General features: G+C 64.1%; 13 protein-coding genes and 1 pseudogene. 6 read left to right on the plus strand and 8 right to left on the minus strand.

Annotated elements, in window-relative coordinates:
• Positions 1 to 41: 41 nt before the first annotated feature.
• Together HGP13_RS00875 and HGP13_RS00880 are read right to left on the minus strand one after the other, a co-directional pair.
• Positions 42 to 740, minus strand: a complete 699-nt coding sequence (locus tag HGP13_RS00875) for a sulfate transporter family protein (RefSeq protein ID WP_172220234.1) — start codon at positions 738 to 740, stop codon at positions 42 to 44.
• 84 nt (positions 741 to 824) lie between these two features.
• Positions 825 to 1,733: an EamA family transporter gene (locus HGP13_RS00880; RefSeq protein WP_172220237.1), complete on the minus strand. Its 909-nt coding sequence runs from the start codon at positions 1,731 to 1,733 to the stop codon at positions 825 to 827.
• Positions 1,734 to 1,997: 264 nt separating this feature from the next.
• On the opposite strand from HGP13_RS00880, the gene HGP13_RS00885 reads away from it, so the two are divergent.
• Together HGP13_RS00885 and HGP13_RS00890 are read left to right on the plus strand one after the other, a co-directional pair.
• Complete coding sequence (locus tag HGP13_RS00885) at positions 1,998 to 2,990, plus strand: adenosine kinase (RefSeq protein WP_172220240.1); 993 nt, start codon at positions 1,998 to 2,000, stop codon at positions 2,988 to 2,990.
• A gap of 161 nt (positions 2,991 to 3,151) precedes the next feature.
• Positions 3,152 to 3,404 (plus strand): annotated as a pseudogene (locus HGP13_RS00890) (hypothetical protein); the annotation flags it as partial.
• A gap of 47 nt (positions 3,405 to 3,451) precedes the next feature.
• Here HGP13_RS00890 and HGP13_RS00895 read toward each other — a convergent pair.
• From HGP13_RS00895 to HGP13_RS00905, 3 genes are all read right to left on the minus strand, one after another.
• Positions 3,452 to 4,537, minus strand: a complete 1,086-nt coding sequence (locus tag HGP13_RS00895; protein WP_172220243.1) for a sensor domain-containing diguanylate cyclase — start codon at positions 4,535 to 4,537, stop codon at positions 3,452 to 3,454.
• Between the two features lie 177 nt (positions 4,538 to 4,714).
• On the minus strand, positions 4,715 to 6,994 hold the full coding sequence (locus HGP13_RS00900; RefSeq protein WP_172220247.1) for an NADP-dependent malic enzyme: 2,280 nt from the start codon (positions 6,992 to 6,994) through the stop codon (positions 4,715 to 4,717).
• Between the two features lie 137 nt (positions 6,995 to 7,131).
• Positions 7,132 to 8,319 (minus strand): glycosyltransferase, encoded by a 1,188-nt coding sequence (locus tag HGP13_RS00905; protein ID WP_172220250.1) that lies wholly within the window; start codon positions 8,317 to 8,319, stop codon positions 7,132 to 7,134.
• A gap of 196 nt (positions 8,320 to 8,515) precedes the next feature.
• On the opposite strand from HGP13_RS00905, the gene mutS reads away from it, so the two are divergent.
• Positions 8,516 to 11,203, plus strand: coding sequence for a DNA mismatch repair protein MutS (gene mutS, locus HGP13_RS00910; protein ID WP_246707420.1), 2,688 nt, complete (start codon positions 8,516 to 8,518; stop codon positions 11,201 to 11,203).
• On the opposite strand, the gene HGP13_RS00915 is transcribed toward mutS, so the two are convergent.
• The 3 genes from HGP13_RS00915 to HGP13_RS00925 all read right to left on the minus strand — a co-directional run bounded on the left by HGP13_RS00915 (position 11,204) and on the right by HGP13_RS00925 (position 15,099).
• Positions 11,204 to 12,049: an aldo/keto reductase gene (locus HGP13_RS00915; RefSeq protein ID WP_172220256.1), complete on the minus strand. Its 846-nt coding sequence runs from the start codon at positions 12,047 to 12,049 to the stop codon at positions 11,204 to 11,206.
• An 87-nt stretch (positions 12,050 to 12,136) separates the two neighbouring features.
• Positions 12,137 to 12,526: a DUF305 domain-containing protein gene (locus HGP13_RS00920; RefSeq protein ID WP_172220259.1), complete on the minus strand. Its 390-nt coding sequence runs from the start codon at positions 12,524 to 12,526 to the stop codon at positions 12,137 to 12,139.
• Between the two features lie 59 nt (positions 12,527 to 12,585).
• Positions 12,586 to 15,099: a heavy metal translocating P-type ATPase gene (locus tag HGP13_RS00925; RefSeq protein ID WP_172220261.1), complete on the minus strand. Its 2,514-nt coding sequence runs from the start codon at positions 15,097 to 15,099 to the stop codon at positions 12,586 to 12,588.
• A gap of 188 nt (positions 15,100 to 15,287) precedes the next feature.
• Between HGP13_RS00925 and HGP13_RS00930 the strand changes: the two genes are divergently transcribed.
• The 3 genes from HGP13_RS00930 to HGP13_RS00940 all read left to right on the plus strand — a co-directional run bounded on the left by HGP13_RS00930 (position 15,288) and on the right by HGP13_RS00940 (position 20,175).
• Positions 15,288 to 16,091: a glycosyltransferase family 25 protein gene (locus HGP13_RS00930; protein ID WP_172220263.1), complete on the plus strand. Its 804-nt coding sequence runs from the start codon at positions 15,288 to 15,290 to the stop codon at positions 16,089 to 16,091.
• A 394-nt stretch (positions 16,092 to 16,485) separates the two neighbouring features.
• Positions 16,486 to 17,283 carry a glycosyltransferase family 25 protein gene (locus tag HGP13_RS00935; RefSeq protein ID WP_172220265.1) on the plus strand — a complete coding sequence of 266 codons (798 nt, stop codon included), beginning with the start codon at positions 16,486 to 16,488 and terminating at the stop codon, positions 17,281 to 17,283.
• Positions 17,284 to 17,373: 90 nt separating this feature from the next.
• The gene (locus HGP13_RS00940; protein WP_172220267.1) at positions 17,374 to 20,175 is read left to right on the plus strand and encodes a [protein-PII] uridylyltransferase; all 2,802 of its coding nucleotides are present in this window, start codon (positions 17,374 to 17,376) and stop codon (positions 20,173 to 20,175) included.
• Positions 20,176 to 20,196 lie beyond the last annotated feature (21 nt).

Consider the following 20,196-nt stretch of genomic DNA (forward strand, 5'->3'; position numbering starts at 1 on the left):
AGCGCGCAGCGCTTTCCCTAGGGAATTACGCGACACAAGAATCATCGGCGGCTTTCCCGCGCCGAAACCGACTTGTGCAGATGCACCATCATGGCGGCAGCGAAGAGCGGCGTCACCAAATTGAGCAGCGGCACGGCAAGGAAGGCCGCGATGACCAGCCCGGCGAGAAAGACCGTGCCGGCATACTGCCGGCGCAAGGCCCTGGCTTCGTCCTCCGGGCGAAAGCGCATGGCGGCGAATTCGAAGAATTCGCGGCCGAGCAGATAGCCGTTGACGATGAAGAAGGCGGCGATGTTGATGCCCGGCACCAGCAGAAGCATGAGCGCCACGATGTTGCCCAGAATAACGACGCCGAGGAATTTAATCGCCAGCAGCAGCGAGCGCAGCGCCGGCATGGCACGGCCGGGCGGGTCGCTTGGATAGTCGGTGCGCTCGACCACTTCGGCGACATCGTCGAGGAACAGGCCGGCGATCACCGCCGTAACCGGCGCGACGAGCAGCGCCGTGCCGAAGGCAAGCGCTATCGCCGCGATGATGCCGCCCAGCCAGCCGGCCCAGGACGGTATGCCGGGCAACAAGGTCTGGAGCCATGGCAGGGCCAGCCACTCGACAAGGCTGGTCAGGCCGAACCACAAGGCGACCAGCGCCAGCACGGTGAGGCCCAGCGTCTTGATGAACACGGCACGAAACGGCGGCGAGAGCAGCTCGAGAGCCGCAGTGCGGGCAGCGTCGAAAATCACCGTGCTTCAACCCCAGGTCAGCAGACACCGCCGGAAAGGCGGAACGCTCCCGAGATAGGCAGCGCGGGTCGCGAGCACAAGCGCCTATGGCGACCGAGCGAAAGCTGGCTTTCTTACCGGGATCGTCATGGCCGCGACCCCGACCACGACAAAACCCATGCCCAGCCATGCCGTTGGCCCCAGGCTTTCACCGAGGAAGACCGCACCGATGCCGACGCCGATCGGCACGCGCAGATAGGCTTGCGACGTCGTGCCGACAGAACCCAGCGTGTGGATGAGGCGGAAATAGATGACGAAGGCGAGCGCGGTCGAGAACACCGACAGGCAGATCAGAGCCAGGATCGACGCCGTCGACGGCGTAAGCCTCCAGGGCTGGTCGACCACCAGGCTGAGCGGCACAAGCATGACCGCGCCGCAGAGCATCGAGCCTGCCGCCGGCAGCATCGGATCGAGACCCTTGAAGCCGCGGCCGAAGATCGCGGCACCCGCATAGCAGATCGTTGCGACGACGATGGCGACCTGCGCCCACAATTCGTGACCGAGACCACCCAGCGCCTCGGTGCCGACGATGAGGCAGATGCCGGCTATGCCGGCGCCGACACCGATCAGTTTGCGCACCGTCACCGGCTCATGGCGGGTGATGAGCGCGGTAAAGAGGAAGGTGAAGATCGGTGAGGTTGCATTGAGGATGGTGGCGAGGCCGGCATCGACCGAGCGCTCGGCCGCGGCGATCAGCGTGAACGGTATGACGCTGTTGAGGCAGGCCTGGAAGGCGAAGCGGCGCCACGTGGCCATGTCGCGCGGCATGGCGAGCCCGCGCCAGCGGATGATGGCGAACAGGATGCCGCCGGCGATCAAGGTGCGCGCGGCGATGAAGGTGACCGGCGGGATCGTTTCGACGCCGATCTTGATAAAGGTGTAAGAGGCGCCCCACAGCACAGCCAACACGCCGAGCAATGCCAGGTCGGTTGTCGTATCGCTCTTTGCGGACATGGGGGGCTCGCTGCCTTCGGGTGTGATCGAGTGTGTTTTAGGCAACGCCGCGAAGAAATGCTTCGTCCACGGTCGAATTGTCGTAGCGCCTGGCTGTTGCCATCACACCGGCGACGACAGAAAATCGGTTGCCAATTTTCGGGCTCATGCTGTAGACCCGCGCGGGCGTGGCAAGAAGCCGGCTCTCTCTTTGTACGCAATTCCGGACGGAAAACCGCTAAGCACTTTTCCTGGAATTGCTCTAGGTTTTTGGTGGAGACATTGATGCCGGACTATGACGTGCTTTGCATCGGCAATGCCATTGTCGACATCATAGCCCAGTGCGAGGAGGACTTCCTCGAGACCAACGGCATCATCAAGGGCGCGATGAACCTCATCGACACGCAGCGCGCCGAACTGCTCTACAGCCGCATGGGTCCGGCGATCGAAGCCTCCGGCGGCAGTGCTGGCAACACGGCGGCCGGCGTCGCCTCTTTCGGCGGACGCGCCGCCTTCTTCGGCAAGGTTTCCAACGATGCGCTGGGCGAAATCTATGCGCACGACATCCACGCGCAGGGCGTTGCCTTCGACACCAAGCCGCTCACGGGCGAGCCGCCGACGGCGCGCTCGATGATTTTCGTCACGCCCGACGGCGAACGCTCGATGAACACCTATCTCGGCGCCTGTGTCGAGCTCGGCCCGGAGGACGTCGAGGCCGACAAGGCATCGGGCGCCAAGGTCACCTATTTCGAAGGCTATCTGTGGGATCCGCCACGCGCCAAGGAAGCGATCCGGCAGACGGCCAGGCTAGCCCATGCGGCAGGCCGCGAGGTTTCGATGACGCTGTCGGATTCGTTCTGCGTCGACCGCTACCGCGACGAATTCCTCGGCCTGATGCGCTCCGGCACGGTCGACATTGTCTTTGCCAACAGCCACGAGATCAAGTCGCTCTACCAGACATCGTCCTTCGACGAGGCGCTGGCCAAGATCCGCAAGGACTGCAGAATAGCCGCCGTGACCCGCTCGGAAAAAGGCTCGGTCATTGTGCGCGGCGACGAGACCGTGGTCATCCAGGCGACTGCGATCCGGGAACTGGTCGACACGACCGGCGCCGGCGACCTCTACGCCGCCGGTTTCCTGCATGGCTACACGCAAGGCCGCGACCTCAAGACCTGCGGCGACCTTGGCTCGCTGGCCGCCGGGCTGGTGATCCAGCAGATCGGCCCAAGGCCAAGGCAGAATCTGCGCCGCGAGGCGGAACTGGCCGGGTTGCTGTAGAGGCAACTGACGATCTCCCTCTCGTGGGGGTTGAGGAGTGGCCCGCAAAGCGGGCGGAAAGCCAACTGCTTGGCTTTCCGAACGACGAACGCCGGCAGGCCAGAGGGGGGGGCGCTGTCCCGCCGGCATTTCCAATGTTTACTTCCTGGCTTCATGGCTGGACCTTGCACCGCTGGCAAAGGCGTGGCGACGTCATCGCCTTGCGCAAGGGCGGGCGCAAACACGTCTTTCCACTGGCGCAATTCGTCGATGGCAGGCCGGTGGCCGGCATTAGCGATCGGCAATCCGAGGCTCGCCTGGCTGTGGCTGACGCGGCCCGCCGCGCAGCTCGACGGCCGCATCCCGATCGACCTGCTGCGGCAGGACCAGATCGAGGACGTTGTGGAAGCGGCAAGGGTGTTCGCGCCGGGCTGAAGCCGGCGCGGTCGGGTATCGGAGTCGACAAATTCGCGCCGATAGCTTTACGCGGTCTTGCGAAGACTTGGCCCGGACGACGGCTGTTGCGGCGTCATTTCGCTGGCGGTGACCAGCCGGTTGCGGCCGCTCTTCTTGCCGATGTACATCAGCCGGTCGGCGAGCGCGATCAGCGCTTCGCAATCGCCGGCTTCCGCCGGATACATGGCCACGCCAACGGTGCAGCCGACCTGGATGGCGCCATTGGGCGCGGGGACCTTGATCCGCAACCTTTCCAGGATGCGTTCGGCGACACGCACGGCCTTCTGCTGTGCCAGATCGGTGTCAGCCGAGAACAGGAAGGCGAACTCGTCACCGCCAAGCCGGGCGACGAAATCGGCGCTGCGCAGGATCGAGCGAAGCTGGCTCGACACGCGCTGCAGCAGCGCATCGCCGGCCTCGTGGCCGAGCGTGTCATTGACTTCCTTGAACCGGTCGAGGTCGATGAACAGAAGCCCGGCCGCCTCGCCGGTGGCGCCGCAGCGAGCGACCACCGATTTGAGCTCGTTGTGGAAGGCGCGCCGGTTGGGCAGGCCGGTCAAGGCATCGTGGTTGGCCGAATGGTCGCTCTGCTGCTTGGCCACCTCGATCTCGCGCTTTTGCGCTGACAGTTCCTCGTTGGCGGTCTTCAGGTCCAGAAGCAGCTGGGCGTTGAGGTCCTCGACGACCTTGCGGTCGCTGATGTCGACGACGAAGCCTTCCAGGAATTCGAGTTCGCCGGCCTCGTCCCAGACACCGCCGCCGATCTCGCGAACCCAGAGCGGGTCGCCGACCCGCGGGACGATGCGGTAGTCGACGTTCCAGTTGCAGCGCGCCTCGAGCGCGGCGTCGACGGCGGCATAGACCGAGGGCAAGTCATCCGGGTGGATGGCCGAGACATAGTCACGCACCGCGTTGTGGATGAAATCGCTCGGCCGATAACCGCTGACGGTGAAAATGCCGTCGCTGATGTAGAGCATGGTGTAGGACGCGTCGTTGCGGCAACGGTAGAGATAACCGTCCATGCGCCCGGTGATGCTGAGCAAAGCATCCAATCGCTCGTCGTGGTGGGCTCGCTCGCGGACCACGGATACAGAAACTCCGTCATGCTTCATGGCCGCACCCCCATTTGGCGGTCTGAGCGCGCCGTGGATGCCGTTACGGCATGCGGCAAGAGCTTCCCTATATCAGGTGAATCTTATCAATATGTTATGGGTGGGGTGCGACGGCGTCTTGGCCGCCGCCGCGTTCGAAGTGCTAGATCGTTGGCTTCCGTCCTCCAGGACCGCCCGTCAAGTCCCCGCCGTATAAGCCGCGATCGCCGCCATATTCACGATATCGCTGTCCTTGGCATTCAACGACACGATCTGGACCGGCTTGTTCAGGCCGACCAGCAGCGGGCCGATGACCGTCGAGCCGCCGAGTTCCTGCAGCATCTTGGTCGAGATCGAGGCCGAGTGGAACGCCGGCATGATCAGCACATTGGCCGGGCCGGTCAGCCTGATGAACGGATACTGCGACATGGCCCGCGCGTTGAGCGCGACGTCGGCGGCCATTTCGCCGTCATATTCGAAATCGACTCGGCGCTTGTCTAGGATGCGCACGGCTTCCTGGACGCGCTCCGAGCGCTCGCCCTGCGGATGGCCGAAGGTGGAATAGGCGAGCATGGCGAGCCTCGGCTCGTAGCCCATGCGGCGGGCGAAGCCTGCTGCTTCCTCGGCAATGTCGGCGATCTGCTCGGCGTTGGGCATGTCATGCACGGCGGTGTCGGCGACGAGCACGGTCTTGCCCCGCGCGAGCACGATCGAGACGCCGATGACACGGTGACCCGGCTTGGCGTCGATGACGCGCCTGATATCGTCGAGCGCGGTGGAATAGTTGCGGGTCACGCCGGTGACGATGCCATCGGCGTCGCCCAGCGCCACCATGCAGGCGGCGAAGTGGTTGCGGTCGTTGTTGATCAGGCGCTGGCAGTCGCGGAACAGGAAGCCTTTGCGCTGCATGCGCTCGTAGAGATAGTCGGTGTAGATGCCGTTGCGGCGCGACAGACGGGCATTGATGATCTCGATGCCTTGTTTGTTCAGATCGATGCCGGCGTGCTTGGCGTTTTCCTTGATGACGTCATCGCGGCCGAGCAGGATGGCGGTGCCGAGCTTTTGGTTCACATAGGAGACGGCGGCGCGCATCACCTGCTCCTCCTCGCCCTCGGCGAAGACGATGCGCTTGGGCTGGCGGCGCACGCGGTCGTAGATGCGCTGCAGCGTCGAGGCGATCGGATCGCGGCGGGCGGAGAGTTCCTGTGCGTAGCGGTCGAGGTCGAGGATCGGCTTGCGGGCGACGCCCGACTCCATCGCCGCCTTGGCCACTGCCAGCGGAATGGCCGAAATCAGGCGCGGGTCGAACGGCACCGGGATGATGTAGTTGGGGCCGAATTTCGGCCGGTTGCCCTGATAGGCGGCGGCGACATCGTCGGGCACGTCCTTGCGTGCCAGGTCGGCGAGCGCACGGGCCGCGGCGATCTTCATGTCGTCATTGATGGTGGTTGCCCTGACATCCAGCGCGCCGCGGAAGATGTAGGGGAAGCCGAGCACGTTGTTGACCTGGTTCGGATAGTCCGAACGGCCGGTCGCCATGATGGCATCGGTGCGGATTTCGGCCACCTCCTCCGGCGTGATTTCCGGGTCGGGATTGGCCATGGCGAAGATGATCGGGTTCTTGGCCATCGACTGCACCATGGCGGTGGTCAGCGCGCCCTTGGCCGAGAGGCCGAGGAAGACATCGGCGCCGTCGAGCGCTTCCGCCAGCGAACGCGCCTCGGTTTTGACCGCATGCGCCGACTTCCATTGGTTCATGCCTTCGGTGCGGCCTTGGAACACGACGCCCTTGGTGTCGCACAAAGTGATGTTTTCCGGGGCAAAACCCATCGCCTTCATCAGTTCGATGCAGGCGATGCCGGCGGCACCGGCGCCGTTGCAGACCATTTTCGTGGTCTTCATGTCGCGGCCGGTGATCTCCAGCGCGTTGATCAGGCCGGCGGCCGAGATGATGGCGGTGCCGTGCTGGTCGTCGTGAAAAACCGGGATGTCCATCAGTTCGCGCAGCCGCTGCTCGATGATGAAGCATTCCGGCGCCTTGATGTCCTCGAGGTTAATGCCGCCGAAAGACGGCCCGAGGAAGCGCACGCAGTTGATGAACTCGTCGGCGTCTTCGGTGTCGACCTCGAGGTCGATGGAATCGACATCGGCGAAGCGCTTGAATAGCACCGCCTTGCCTTCCATCACCGGCTTCGAGGCCAGCGCACCGAGATTGCCGAGACCGAGGATGGCGGTGCCGTTGGAAATGACGGCGACCATGTTGCCGCGCGTCGTGTAGTCGAAGGCGCGGCTGGGGTCGTCGGCGATGGCAAGAACAGGCACTGCGACGCCCGGCGAATAGGCGAGGCTCAGGTCGCGCTGGGTGGCCATCGGCTTGGTGGCGACGACCTCCAGCTTGCCGGGCCGCCCCATGGCATGGAATTCGAGCGCTTCCTGCGCGCTGACGGACGGACCGCTGTTCTCGGTTTTCCTGGCCATGATGCTTTTGATTTCCTCGCCGGTGGTGCAGCACCTCCTTGGAAAGCGGGTGCCTGTGTGCTTCCGAATTAAGACCACGCGCAGGCTCGTGTAAACCGCCAAGCTGAGCAAAGCTGCTTCAAAGCGAACAAGGCCGGTCAGACCCTATGCAGCGGCGGTTTGAATGGCGCGATCTCACGGGCATGCTGGCGCAGCGTCGCCCAGCGCATCAGGGTTCCGGCACCCTGAAACGGCCATTGAGAGAACGGCGGGTCGCTGCTGCCCAGGCGCCGCTTCAGTGCCGACAGATAGGCCGTCAGCTCCAGCCGTCCGGCTCGCACTTTTTCCAGCGTGCGGCCGCGTATTTCCTCGCGCGGGATGGCGCGGTCGCGGAGCCGCTCGACCGCGCGCCTGATGGCGGCCGGTTCCGGCTCGACGATCATGCAATAGTCCGGGTCGAAAAAGACGTCCCGGCCGCCAAGGCTTGGCGTGCTGACGATCGGCAGGCCGGCGAGCAGATACTCCATGGAGGAATACATCGCCCCTTCCTCGGCCGACAGGCAAAGGCCGACGGCGGCCTGGTTGTAGACGCGATTGACTTCAGGCGTGGTCAGCTTGGCGGTCATGCCGTCGACGATCGGGTTGGCGATGTGGTGCAGCGGCGATTGCACCTGCAGGCGGCGGATAAAGGCGCGGGCACCGGCTGGTGCTACCTCGCCGATCGAAAAGGTGATGTGGACCAGTCTTTCAATGTCCAACGCGAGATAATGCCGTTTGGTGTGCGAGATGCGGCCATTGTAGACGGCATCGAACACAACGGGCACATCCGGCAGCGGGCGGAACATCTCCTCCGAGACCATGAGATTGTGGTTAGAGACGATCGCGGTGCCGCCGGCCGCGGCGACGAGGCGGCGCTCTTCCTCGGTGTTGCAGAGGAAAATCAGCTCGTGAAGCGGAAATCGCTGGCGATACCAGGCGAGATCCGCGCCCATCCTGCTGACCACGTGCGGCCGCTCCAATGTCCAGTTCGGCGACAGCAGCAAGGTCGCGCGCCGCTTGGCCAGGCGCCGGCCGATGGCGGCGACGGTGGAGAGCGGGCGCGCGCCACCGATCGGCGTGTAGAGTATCAACGGATCGTGGCTGACCGCATAGATCGACACGACCATGCCGCCATCGAGATCCCGCAAGGGGCCCTGAACCGGAAGCAGGAAGGGTATCCGCTTGGCGGCCGAAAGCCGGGCCTTGCCAAGAAGCTTGGCTGCGCGTGAAGCGATGCCCCGTCGCTCGGAAGGCGAACGGGCGGCGCCGATCATCTCCTCGAATTCCGTTTGGCCAAACCTGTCCATCGAGCCCTGCCCTGTCAGCAGGGATGATTAGGTCCGCCATCCCCTTGTTGCAATGCCTGCGATGCGGCCAGACCATGCCGGAGCATTGCGGTCGTCCCCTGCTTTTCGAGGCGCCGGCATTAAACCCTGCCATCACATCTGCTAGCGTGTCGGCATGAACATGCACATTCCAAACGAGCCGGACGCCCCCGAGCCGATGACGCCATTGCCCACCGCTTCGGCCGCCGTCACACCGATGATGGAGCAGTTCATCGAGATCAAGGCGGCGAACCCGGATTCGCTGCTGTTCTACCGCATGGGCGACTTCTACGAGCTATTCTTCGACGATGCCGAAAAGGCTAGCCGGGCGCTGGGCATCGTCTTGACCAAGCGCGGCAAGCACCAGGGCCACGACATCCCGATGTGCGGCGTGCCGGTGCATGCGGCCGACGACTATCTGCAGAAGCTGATCGGCCAGGGATTCCGCGTCGCGGTGTGCGAGCAGATCGAAGACCCGGCCGAAGCCAAGAAGCGCGGCGGAAAATCGGTGGTGCGCCGCGATGTCGTGCGGCTGGTGACGCCGGGCACCATCACCGAGGACAAATTGCTGGCGCCGTCGGAATCGAGTTTCCTGATGGCGCTGGGGCGGGTGAAGGGCGGGGCCGACCATTCCTTCGCGATTGCCTGGATCGATATTTCGACCGGCGCCTTCCGCGTTGCCGAGACCACCGCCGACCGGTTGCTCGCCGACATCTTCCGTGTCGATCCGCGCGAGCTGATCGTCGCCGAGCCGGTGTTCCATGATCCGGAGCTGAAGCCGGTGTTCGACGTGCTCGGCCGCGTCGCTAATCCGCAGCCGCCGTCGCTGTTCGATTCGGCCTCGGCCACGGGGCGCATTGCGCGTTTCTTCGATGTGGCGACGCCGGACAGTTTCGGCACGTTCTCGCGCGCCGAACTGTCGGCGATCTCGGGCGCCATCGCCTATGTCGAGAAGACGCAAAAGGCCGAGCGCCCGCCACTGTCGCGGCCGGAGCGCGAGGAGCAGGGCTCGACCCTGTTCATCGATCCGGCAACGCGCGGCAATCTCGAACTCTTGCGCACGCTGTCGGGCAGCCGCGAGGGCTCGCTGTTCAAGGCGATCGACCGCACGGTGACCGGCGGCGGCGCAAGGCTGCTCGCCGACCGGCTGATGGCGCCGCTGACCGACCCGGCGGCGATCGGCGCCCGCCTCGATTCGGTGTCGTTCTTCCGCTCCGAAACGCGGCTTTGCCAGGCAGTGCAGACGAGCCTGAAGAGCGTCGCCGACATGCCGCGGGCTTTGTCGCGGCTGGCGCTCAACCGCGGCGGCCCGCGCGACCTCGGCGCGCTGCGCGCCGGCTTCGAGGCGGCCGGCGCGATCGCCGACATCTTCGCCGCTACCGCCCTGCCCCAGGAATTGTCCGGTGCAATGGCCGATATCCAGGCGCTACCCCAGGCGCTTGCCCGGCATCTGACGCAGGCGCTCGGCGAGGAACCGCCGCTGTTGAAGCGCGACGGCGGCTTCGTACGTGGCGGCTACCACCCGGAGCTCGACGAGATGCGGGCGCTGCGCGACGAATCGCGAAAAGTGATCGCCGGGCTGGAGCGCTCGCTGATCGAGGAGACCGGCATCCGTTCGCTGAAGATCCGGCACAACAATGTGCTCGGCTATTATATCGAGGTGACCGCCAACCACCATGCGATCATGACCGGCAGCGATGGCGCCAAGGCGCGCTTCATCCACCGCCAGACCATGGCCAACGCCATGCGCTTCACCACGACCGAGCTTGCCGAACTCGAGACCAAGATCGCCAATGCCGCCGACCGGGCATTGAGTATCGAACTGGCGGCCTTCGATGCGCTGACGGCGGAAGCCGTCGGCGAGGCGGAAAAAATCCGCGCCGGCGCCGACGCGCTCGCCGTGATCGACGTGTCGGCGGCGCTGGCGCTGCTTTCGGAAAGCGAGGCCTGGTGCCGGCCGGTGGTGGATTTGAGCCTCGCCTTCGAGATTTCCGGCGGCAGGCATCCGGTGGTCGAGCAGGCGCTGCGCCGCTCCGGCGAAGGCCCGTTCGTCGCCAATGATTGCGACCTCTCGCCGGAGGGGAATGCCAAGAACGGCGCGATCTGGCTGCTGACCGGCCCCAACATGGGCGGTAAATCGACGTTCCTGCGCCAGAATGCTTTGATCGCCATCCTGGCCCAGACCGGTTCCTTCGTGCCGGCGACATCGGCCCATATCGGCGTCGTCGACCGGCTGTTCTCGCGCGTCGGCGCTTCCGACGATCTGGCGCGCGGCCGCTCGACCTTCATGGTCGAGATGGTCGAGACGGCGGCGATCCTCAACCAGGCCGGCGAAAGGGCGCTGGTGATCCTCGACGAGATCGGCCGCGGCACCGCCACCTTCGACGGCCTGTCGATCGCCTGGGCGGCGGTGGAATATCTGCATGAGAAGAACCGCTGCCGGGCGATCTTCGCCACCCATTTCCACGAGATGACCTCGCTCGCCGGCAAGCTGGCACGGCTCCACAACGTCACCATGCGGGTCAAGGAATGGGAAAACGTCGTCGTCTTCCTGCACGAGGTCGGCAAGGGTGCGGCCGACCGCTCCTATGGCGTGCAGGTGGCGCGGCTCGCCGGTCTGCCGGAAGCGGTGGTCGACCGGGCCAAGCAGGTGCTGCACCAGCTGGAGGAAGGCGAGGTTTCCGGCAAGACCAATCGGCTGGTCGACGATTTGCCGCTGTTTTCCGTGCTGGTGAAGCGGGAAATGACGAAGCCGGTGAAGAACGACGCGCTGGGTGCTGCGCTGGGCGACATCAATCCCGACGAAATGACGCCACGGGAAGCGCTGGAAGCGCTGTACCGGCTGAAGGGATTGGCTGGGAAATAATCAGATCATCTCCAGGCCGCGCTTGCGGGTCGGCGGCGGGAAGGCACGGTCGAGATCGGCGATGTCCTGCGGCGTAAACTTGATGTCCAGCGCGGCAAAATTCTGACGCACATGCTCCTGGCTGCTGGCCTTGGGAATGGCGATAACACCCTCCTGCTGCATCACCCAGGCCAAGGCGATTTGTGCAGGGGTGGCATTGTGGCGAGCGGCGACGGCGTCGAGCCTGGCGTTGCGTGCCAGGGCGCCCTGCTCGACTGGCGAATAGGCCATCAGGGGGATGCCGCGCTGCCGGCTCCAGTGGGCGAGGTCGAACTCGAGGCCGCGCCGGACCAGATTGTAAAGCACCTGGTTGGTCTGGACGTTGCCGCCATTGGCCACGCTGACCAAGTCCTCCATCTCCTCGGTGTCGAAATTGCTGACGCCCCAATGGCGGATCTTGCCGGCCTTCCTAAGCGCCTCGAAGGCCTCGACAGTCTCCGCCAACGGCACGCTGCCCGGCCAATGCAGGAGATAAAGGTCGATACGGTCGGTGCGCAGGCGCTTCAGACTGTTCTCGCAGGCGCGCTGCACACCCGCGCGCGAAGCGTTGGACGGCAGAACTTTTGAAACCAGGAAGGTCTCGTCGCGGCGCCCGGCGATGGCTTCGGCCACCACCTCCTCGGCGCCGCCGCTGGCATACATCTCGGCGGTGTCGATCAGCGTGATGCCAAGGTCGAGGCCAAGCTTGAGCGCGCTGACCTCATCGGCACGGCGGCGGGAATCCTCGCCCATCTTCCACGTGCCCTGGCCTAGAACAGCAATGGCTTCGCCGGAGGGCAGCGTGGTGGTTCTAATGGTCGATGACATGGCAGGCTCCATTGGAGGCCGGATCGCATCACAGGACGGGCGAGAAATCCAGCGATGTTCTCGCCCAATTCATCGTCGCATAGAGGCTCACTTCACCGGATGGGCGGCGAGCCAATCCTGCATCTGCTTGATCTCGGCTTCCTGCGCGGCGATGACGCCTTCGGCGAGCTTGCGAATTTCCGGGTCCTTGCCATTGGCTAGCTCGACCTTGGCCATATCGATGGCGCCCTGATGGTGCGGGATCATGCCGCGGACGAAATCGACGTCGGCATTGCCGGTGTACTTGACCATCATGCCCTTGTGCATCTTGTCCATCGCCTTCTTGTAGCCAACGGTGGCAGGGCTTTGCGCACCCATCGCCATGCCGGCCTTGTCATGTTTCATTTCTTCGCTCTGCGCCGGAACGCTTTCGAGGAAAACGGCGAGCAGCATTCCGGCCGCCATCAGCAAAAGCACGAGTTTCTTGGCCAAGGTCATTCACGGTCTCCTGTTGCTTGGGTTTCGTATTTTTGGGGTGTCGTATTTGGGGGTTTGGATCAGAGTTTCAACGTCTGCAGCCGCAATGCGTTGGCGATCACCGATACAGAGGACAGGCTCATCGCCGCCGCCGCCAGCATCGGCGACAAGAGCATGCCCGTGAGCGGATAGAGCACGCCGGCGGCGACCGGCACGCCAAGCAAATTGTAGAGGAAGGCGAAGAACAGGTTCTGGCGGATGTTGCCGATCGTCGCCTGGGCGAGCTTACGGGCCCGGACGATGCCGTTGAGGTCGCCCTTGACCAAAGTGATGCCGGCGCTTTCGACCGCGACATCGGCGCCGGTGCCCATGGCGATGCCGACATCGGCGCTGGCCAAGGCCGGCGCGTCGTTGACGCCGTCGCCGGCCATGGCGACACCGGCGCCCTGGCCGCGCAACTCCTCGACCAGGGCAGCCTTCTGTTCCGGCAACAGACCGGCGCGGACCTCGTCTATGCCTAGGCTTCTGGCGATTGCATTTGCCGTGCGCTCATTGTCGCCGGTCGCCATGATGATCCGCAAGCCGCTGTCATGAAGCGCCCGGATCGCCTCGGCAGTGGTCGTCTTGATGGGATCGGCGACGGCGACGATGCCGGCCAGTCTGCCTCCGACGGCGATGAACATCGCGGTCTTGCCATCGCCCTGCAGAGCTTCGGCACTGGCTGAGGCGGCGGAAACGTCAACGCCGAGATCGCGCATCATCGCGGCGTTGCCGAGTGCGACAGTCTTGCCCGACACCGTGCCGGAGACGCCCTTGCCGGTGATCGCCTCGAAGGCGCCGGCATCGGTGACGGTTAGACCGCGCGCCGCGGCGCCTTCGACGATGGCCTCGGCCAGCGGATGCTCCGAGCCCTTCTCCAGGCTCGCGGCAAGGCCCAGCAATTCGTCTTCGGAAAAGCCGTTTGCGGCGACAACATCCGTCAGTTTCGGCCGGCCCTCGGTCAGCGTGCCGGTCTTGTCGACGATCAGCGTGTCGACCGAGGCAAAGCGTTCGAGCGCGGCGGCTTCCTTGATCAGCACGCCGGCATGCGCCCCGCGCCCGGTGGCGGTCATGATCGACATCGGCGTAGCGAGGCCGAGCGCGCAGGGACAGGCGATGATCAGCACCGAGACGGCCGAGACGACGGCGAAGATCAGGCTGGGCTCGGGGCCGAAGACCGCCCAGGCGATGAACGCCACGACGGCGACAAGAACGACGGCCGGGACAAAGTAGAAGGAAACGCGGTCGGCCAATCCCTGGATCGGGGCGCGCGAACGCTGTGCCTTGGCGACGAGTTCGACGATGCGCGCAAGCGTGGTCTCGGCGCCGATCCGCTCGGCGCGCATGATCAGCGAACCGTTCTTATTCAGCGTGCCGCCGGTGAGGGTGTCGCCCTCGGCCTTTTCGACCGGCAGCGGCTCACCGGTGATCATCGATTCGTCGATTGAGGAGCGGCCTTCGAGGACCGTGCCGTCGACCGGGAGGGCATCGCCGGGCCGGATGCGCAGGCGATCGCCGGCCTTGACGCTGTCCAGCGGCACATCAGTCTCCGAACCGTCTTCGCCGATACGCCGCGCGGTCTTGGGCGCCAGATCGAGCAGAGCACGGATCGCCGACCCGGTCTTTTCGCGGGCGCGCAATTCCAGCACCTGGCCGAGGAAGACCAGCGCGACAATGACGGCCGCAGCCTCGAAATAGACCGGCACCGCACCGCCATGGCTGCGCAATTGATCCGGGAAGATGTCCGGGAAGAGCGTGGCGACGACGCTGTAGAGATAGGCCGCACCGACGCCGAGCGAAATCAGCGTCCACATGTTGGGGCTGCGGTTGACGACCGACTCCCAGCCGCGATGAAAAAACGGAAAGGCAGCCCACAGCACCACCGGACTTGCCAGGGCCAGTTCGATCCAGACCTTCGTGCGATCATCAACCCAGCCTTCGAACGACAGGCCGACCATGGGCGCCATGGCGATGATCAGAAGCGGGATCGACAATGCAGCGCTGACCCAGAACCGCCTGGTGAAGTCGACCAGTTCGGGATTTGGCCCTTCATCACCTGATGGTACACCCATCGGCTCCAGCGCCATGCCGCAGATCGGGCAGGAGCCAGGCTTGTCACGGATGATCTCGGGATGCATCGGGCACGTGTATTGCGTGCCCTTGGGCGCCGGCACCGGCGCCGGCCTGTCGCCGAGATAGGTTTGCGGTGCCGCCTCGAATTTCGCCTTGCAACCGGCGGAACAGAAATAGAAGCCCCGGCCTTCATGGCGGACAAAGTGCCTGGCGGTGGCGCGGTCGACGCTCATGCCACAGACAGGGTCGGTGGCCGCCAGATATTGGTCCGGCGCAGCCTGGAATTTCGTGCGGCAACCTTCACTGCAGAAATGATAGAGGCGGCCGCCATGCTCCGATGTCGCCTTGCCGGCGGCCGGATCCACGGTCATACCGCAGACCGGGTCGCGCAAAACCGCATCCACGGCCGTGCCTTTCGCCGCACAGCAGCCGCCATGGGCGCCGGGGTGGTCGCCGTGGTGATCATGATCCGAGTGCGTCATATAAAAAATGCCTTTGAGCCTCTGCCTTGTGCGGAGGTAGTGCTTCCAGTAACTGGAAGGTCAAGGCCTGTTGCGATTTTTCGCGATTCCGAGTCCGGCCCGGGCGGTTCGCCCCGAAAAAGCCCAGATTGCGTAGCGCAGCGTATGTAATGTAATCCCCTCCAACGTGATGCCGATCCCGTCGAGATATGAAGTGTCTGGTCATCAATCTTGATCGGTCGTCCGACCGGCTCGCCCATGTCACGGCGGAGTTTGTCCGCATCGGTATCGCTTTCGAGCGAATCACCGCAATCGACGCCCGCGAGAATGGGGATCTGATGCTGCAGCCGCAGCATGCGATATACGCCATACGGCGCCTGTCCCACAGCGAGATCGCCTGCATGCACAGCCATCGCGCCTGCTGGGCCATCATCGCGCAAGACGACGCGCCCTATGGCGCTGTCTTCGAGGACGACATCGTGTTCTCCGCGAATGCCGGCGCCCTGCTTGCCGACGGCGGCTGGATTCCGGCCGATGCCGATGTCGTCAAGCTCGAGACATTCTTCAGCAAAACCATGATCCAGAGGAAGAGGACCGCTGTCGGCCACGGCTTTTCCGTGTTCAGGCTCCGCAGGAGCCATATGGGGACCGGCGGCTACATCCTCTCCAGGCAGATGGCACGCGATCTGCTGGATGCCACTGCGCGGGCCAACGCGGCCGCCGATGACATTCTCTTCAACCCGGCGTTCCCGACGTCAGGTGAAAAGACGATCTACCAGCTTGTTCCCGCGCTCTGCGCGCAGGACCAGTTCATGGGCAACAGACTGCCAAGCCTGCTTTACGAGGAACGCGAAGCCGAATGGGTCGCGAGCGGTCTGACCAAGAAACGCCGAAAGCCCCTCCGCGAAAAGATGAGGGTGGAAACCAGGCGCATCGCCGAGTGGATTGTCGACCACTGCAGACTACGCCGGTACACGGTTGTCCCCTTTGATCCACCCGAAGCAGAACGATAGATTTGTTTGCGGCCGCCGGGGGCCTGATATCCGGCTCGGCCACAACGCGCATAGACATCGGTGAAAAGCCAGCTTATCCGACACCCACCGTCGGCAACTGCTTGCCCTCGTCGAGGAAAATCTTGGGCTCCGAGGGAATTCCGCCTTGCCGCCAGTGACCTGAATAGATAATTCCACCGGCCAGCCGCAACATGTCATCTCCCGGTAATCCTGGGAAGATAGTCCTGTTTAAAAGCTTGGCTTTCTGGCAGTGGTGTAATATCCACTCCAGAAAAGAGCAACAACCATCACATCACCTGTGCTAGAAGGCTCCTACGCTGCTTGTCGGCTCCTGCCGACTCCAGTGGAAGCAAAGATCTTGTACAAAAAAATTTGAACAGAATAGCTCGTAAAAATGAAGCGTCTGGTTATCAACCTCGATCGATCTCCCGAGCGGCTTGCCCACATGGTATCGGAGTTCGGCCGTATCGGCATCGGATTCGAGCGTATCGCGGGGATCGATGCCAAGGAACATCCCGAGCTGGTGCTGCAGCCGCAGCACGCAATACACGCCATCCGGCCGCTCTCCGGCAGCGAAGTCGCCTGCCTGCATAGTCATCGCGCCTGTTGGACGATCATTGCCCAGGACGACGCCCCGTACGGCGCCGTGTTCGAGGACGACATGGTCTTCTCAAGCAAGGCCGGAGCGTTGCTGGGCGATACGAGTTGGGTGCCGGCCGACGCCGATGTCGTGAAGCTCGAGACGTTCTTCTCCAGAACCGTAATCCAGAGGCGAAGGACCTCGGCCGGACACGGTTTTTCCATGGTCCGGCTCTGCAAGGGCCATCCGGGGGCCGGCGGTTACCTGCTCTCGCGGCAAATGGCACGCGCCTTTCTGGAGGCAACGGCGCAGATCAACATAGCCGTCGACGATCTCATCTTCGACCCCATCATGTCGGCCGGCAGGACTGTCTACCAACTTGTTCCCGCGCTCTGCGCGCAGGACCAGTTCGTCGGCGAAAGGCTGCCAAGCCTGCTTGACCAGGAACGCGACTCCGCGCGGACCATAAACGGGCTTATGACAAGGCAGAGGAAGCCGACTGCCGTGAGAATCAGCAGAGAGGCCAGGCGAACCGTGAGGTGGATCGCCGATTTCTGCAGATTCCGGCAACGGATTGTCGTTCCCCTCGATCCGGTCGAGGCAACGGAGTAGGCCGCTTGCCGGACCACCGGCAGGCCCCATACCCAGCGCTGCGAAAACGCGCTATAGACGCCGCCCAAATGGCAAGGCCAACCGGTACCTATGGCGAAAATCTCCCTGAAGCTCGATGAACTGATCGACGGCGAAGCCTTGCGCCGCGAGATGACCGCGCTGACGACGGCCACCGCCGGCGACGGTTCCGGAGCGGCCGCCCGTGCCGGCGTTCTCCAGCTTCTCAAGGCCCGGCTTGCCGAAGGCCGAAAGATCGCCGAGGCCATGCTGAGGGAAGATGGCGGCGGCAATGCCTGTGCCGAGCGGCTGTCTCATCTCATGGATGAACTGATCCGGGCGCTCTACGATTTCGCGGCGACCCATGTCTACCGGGTGAAGAACCGTTCGTCGGCCGAACGCATGGCCGTCGTCGCGGTCGGCGGCTATGGCCGCGGGACGCTGGCGCCGGGATCCGACATCGATCTGCTGTTCCTCTTGCCCTACAAGCAGACGCCGTGGGGCGAGCAGACAGTCGAATACATGCTCTACATGCTGTGGGACCTGGGCTTGAAGGTTGGCCACGCCACCCGCAACATCGATGAGTGCCTGCGGCTGTCACGCACCGACATCACCATCCGCACCTCGATCCTGGAAGCGCGCTTCCTGTGGGGCGAACGCAAGCTCTATGACGAGCTGATGCTGCGCTTCGACCACGAGGTGGTGCGCACGACCGGCCCGGAATATGTCCAGGCCAAGCTCGCCGAACGCGACGAGCGACACGCCAAGGCCGGCGAGAGCCGCTATCTGGTCGAGCCGAACGTCAAGGATGGCAAGGGCGGCCTGCGCGACCTGCAGACGCTGTTCTGGATCGGCAAGTATTTCTACCGGGTGCGCACCGGCGAGGAACTGGTCGAAAAAGGCGTCTTTACCGAGGCCGAGTACCGCGAGTTCCACAAGGCCGAGGACTTCCTGTGGGCAGTGCGCTGCCATATGCATTTCCTCACTGGCAAGGCCGAGGAGCGGCTGCATTTCGACATCCAGCGCGAGATCGCCGAGCGGCTGGGTTACACCACCCATCCCGGCCTGTCGGCGGTCGAACGCTTCATGAAGCACTACTTCCTCGTCGCCAAGGATGTCGGCGACCTGACCCGCATCTTCTGTGCCGCGCTCGAGGAAGAGCAGGCCAAGCATGTGCCGGGCTTCAACCGCATCTTCCTCACCTTCCAGCGCCGCAAGCGCAAGCTCGCCGGCACTTCCGATTTCATTGTCGACAACCACCGCATCAACATCGCCGACGACCAGGTGTTCGAGCGCGATCCGGTCAATCTGCTCAGGCTGTTCTGGTTCGCCGACAAGCATGGGCTGGAATTCCATCCCGATGCGCTGAAGCTGCTGACGCGCTCGCTCGGCCTGGTCAACAAGTCGCTGCGTCGCGACGAGGAAGCCAACCGGCTGTTCCTCGACATATTGACCTCGGACCGCAACGCCGAACTCAATTTGCGACGCATGAACGAGGCCGGGTTGCTGGGCCGGCTGATCCCCGATTTCGGCAAGATCGTCGCCATGATGCAGTTCTCGATGTATCACCATTATACGGTCGACGAGCACCTGATCCGCTGCATCGGCGTGCTGGCCGAGATCGAGCGCGGCGACGGCGAGAAAGTGCATCCGCTGGCGCATTCGCTGATGCCGGGCCTGAAGAAGAGCCGCGAGGCGCTTTATGTCGCCGTGCTGCTGCACGACATCGCCAAGGGGAGGCCGGAAGATCATTCCGAGGCCGGCGCCCGCATCGCGCGCCGCATCTGCCCGCATATGGGGCTGTCGCCGGCGGATACTGAAACGGTCGCCTGGCTGGTCGAGAACCACCTCGTGATGTCGATGACGGCGCAGACGCGCGATCTAAACGACCGCAAGACGATCGAGGATTTCGCGTCGGTCGTGCAATCGGTCGAGCGGCTGAAGATGCTCCTGATCCTCACCGTCTGCGACATCAGGGGCGTTGGACCGGGCGTGTGGAACGGCTGGAAGGGCCAGTTGCTGCGCACGCTCTATTACGAGACCGAACTGCTGCTTACCGGCGGCTTCTCGGAAGTGTCGCGCGCGCAGCGCACGGCGGCAGCGCGCGAGCGTCTGGCCGAGGCGCTCGGTGACTGGCCCGACAAGGCCCGCAAGCGCTATGTCGGGCTGCACTACGAGAACTACCTGCTGGCCGTGGACCTGCCGGACCAGATCCGCCATGCCGAATTCATCCGCGAGGCGGACGCGTCCGGCAACAAGCTCGCCACCATGGTCAAGACCCACCAGTTCGAGGCGGTGACCGAAATTACCGTTTTGGCGCAGGACCATCCCCGTCTTCTCTCGGTCATTGCCGGGGCATGCGCCGGGGCCGGTGGCAACATTGTCGACGCCCAGATCTTCACCACCTCGGATGGCCGCGCCCTGGACACGATCCTGATCTCACGGGAATTCGACCGCGACGAGGACGAGCGCCGGCGCGCCGAGCGCGTCGGCCGGCTGATCGAGGACGTGCTGTCGGGCAAGAGCTGGCTGCCGGATATGATCGAGAAGCGCACCAAGCCAAGGCGCGGATCGAAGGTGTTCAAGATCCCGCCACGCGCCGAGATCCGCAACACGCTGTCGAACCGGTTTTCGGTCATCGAAGTCGAAGGGCTCGACCGCCCGGGCCTGCTGTCGGAGATCACCGGCACGCTGTCCGACCTGTCACTCGACATTGCATCGGCACACATCACCACTTTCGGCGAAAAGGTCATCGACACCTTCTATGTCACCGACCTCACCGGCCAGAAGATCGACAGCCCGGCCCGCACCGCCACCATCCGCAACCGGCTGATGGCGGCGCTCGAAGGCATCGCGCCGGAACGCGGCGGCAAGGCCAAGGCAGCCGCCGAGTGACTGCCATCCTCACTTTGTCCC

The sequence above is a fragment of the Mesorhizobium sp. NZP2077 genome (assembly GCF_013170805.1).
In the GTDB taxonomy this organism is placed as follows: Bacteria; Pseudomonadota; Alphaproteobacteria; order Rhizobiales; family Rhizobiaceae; genus Mesorhizobium.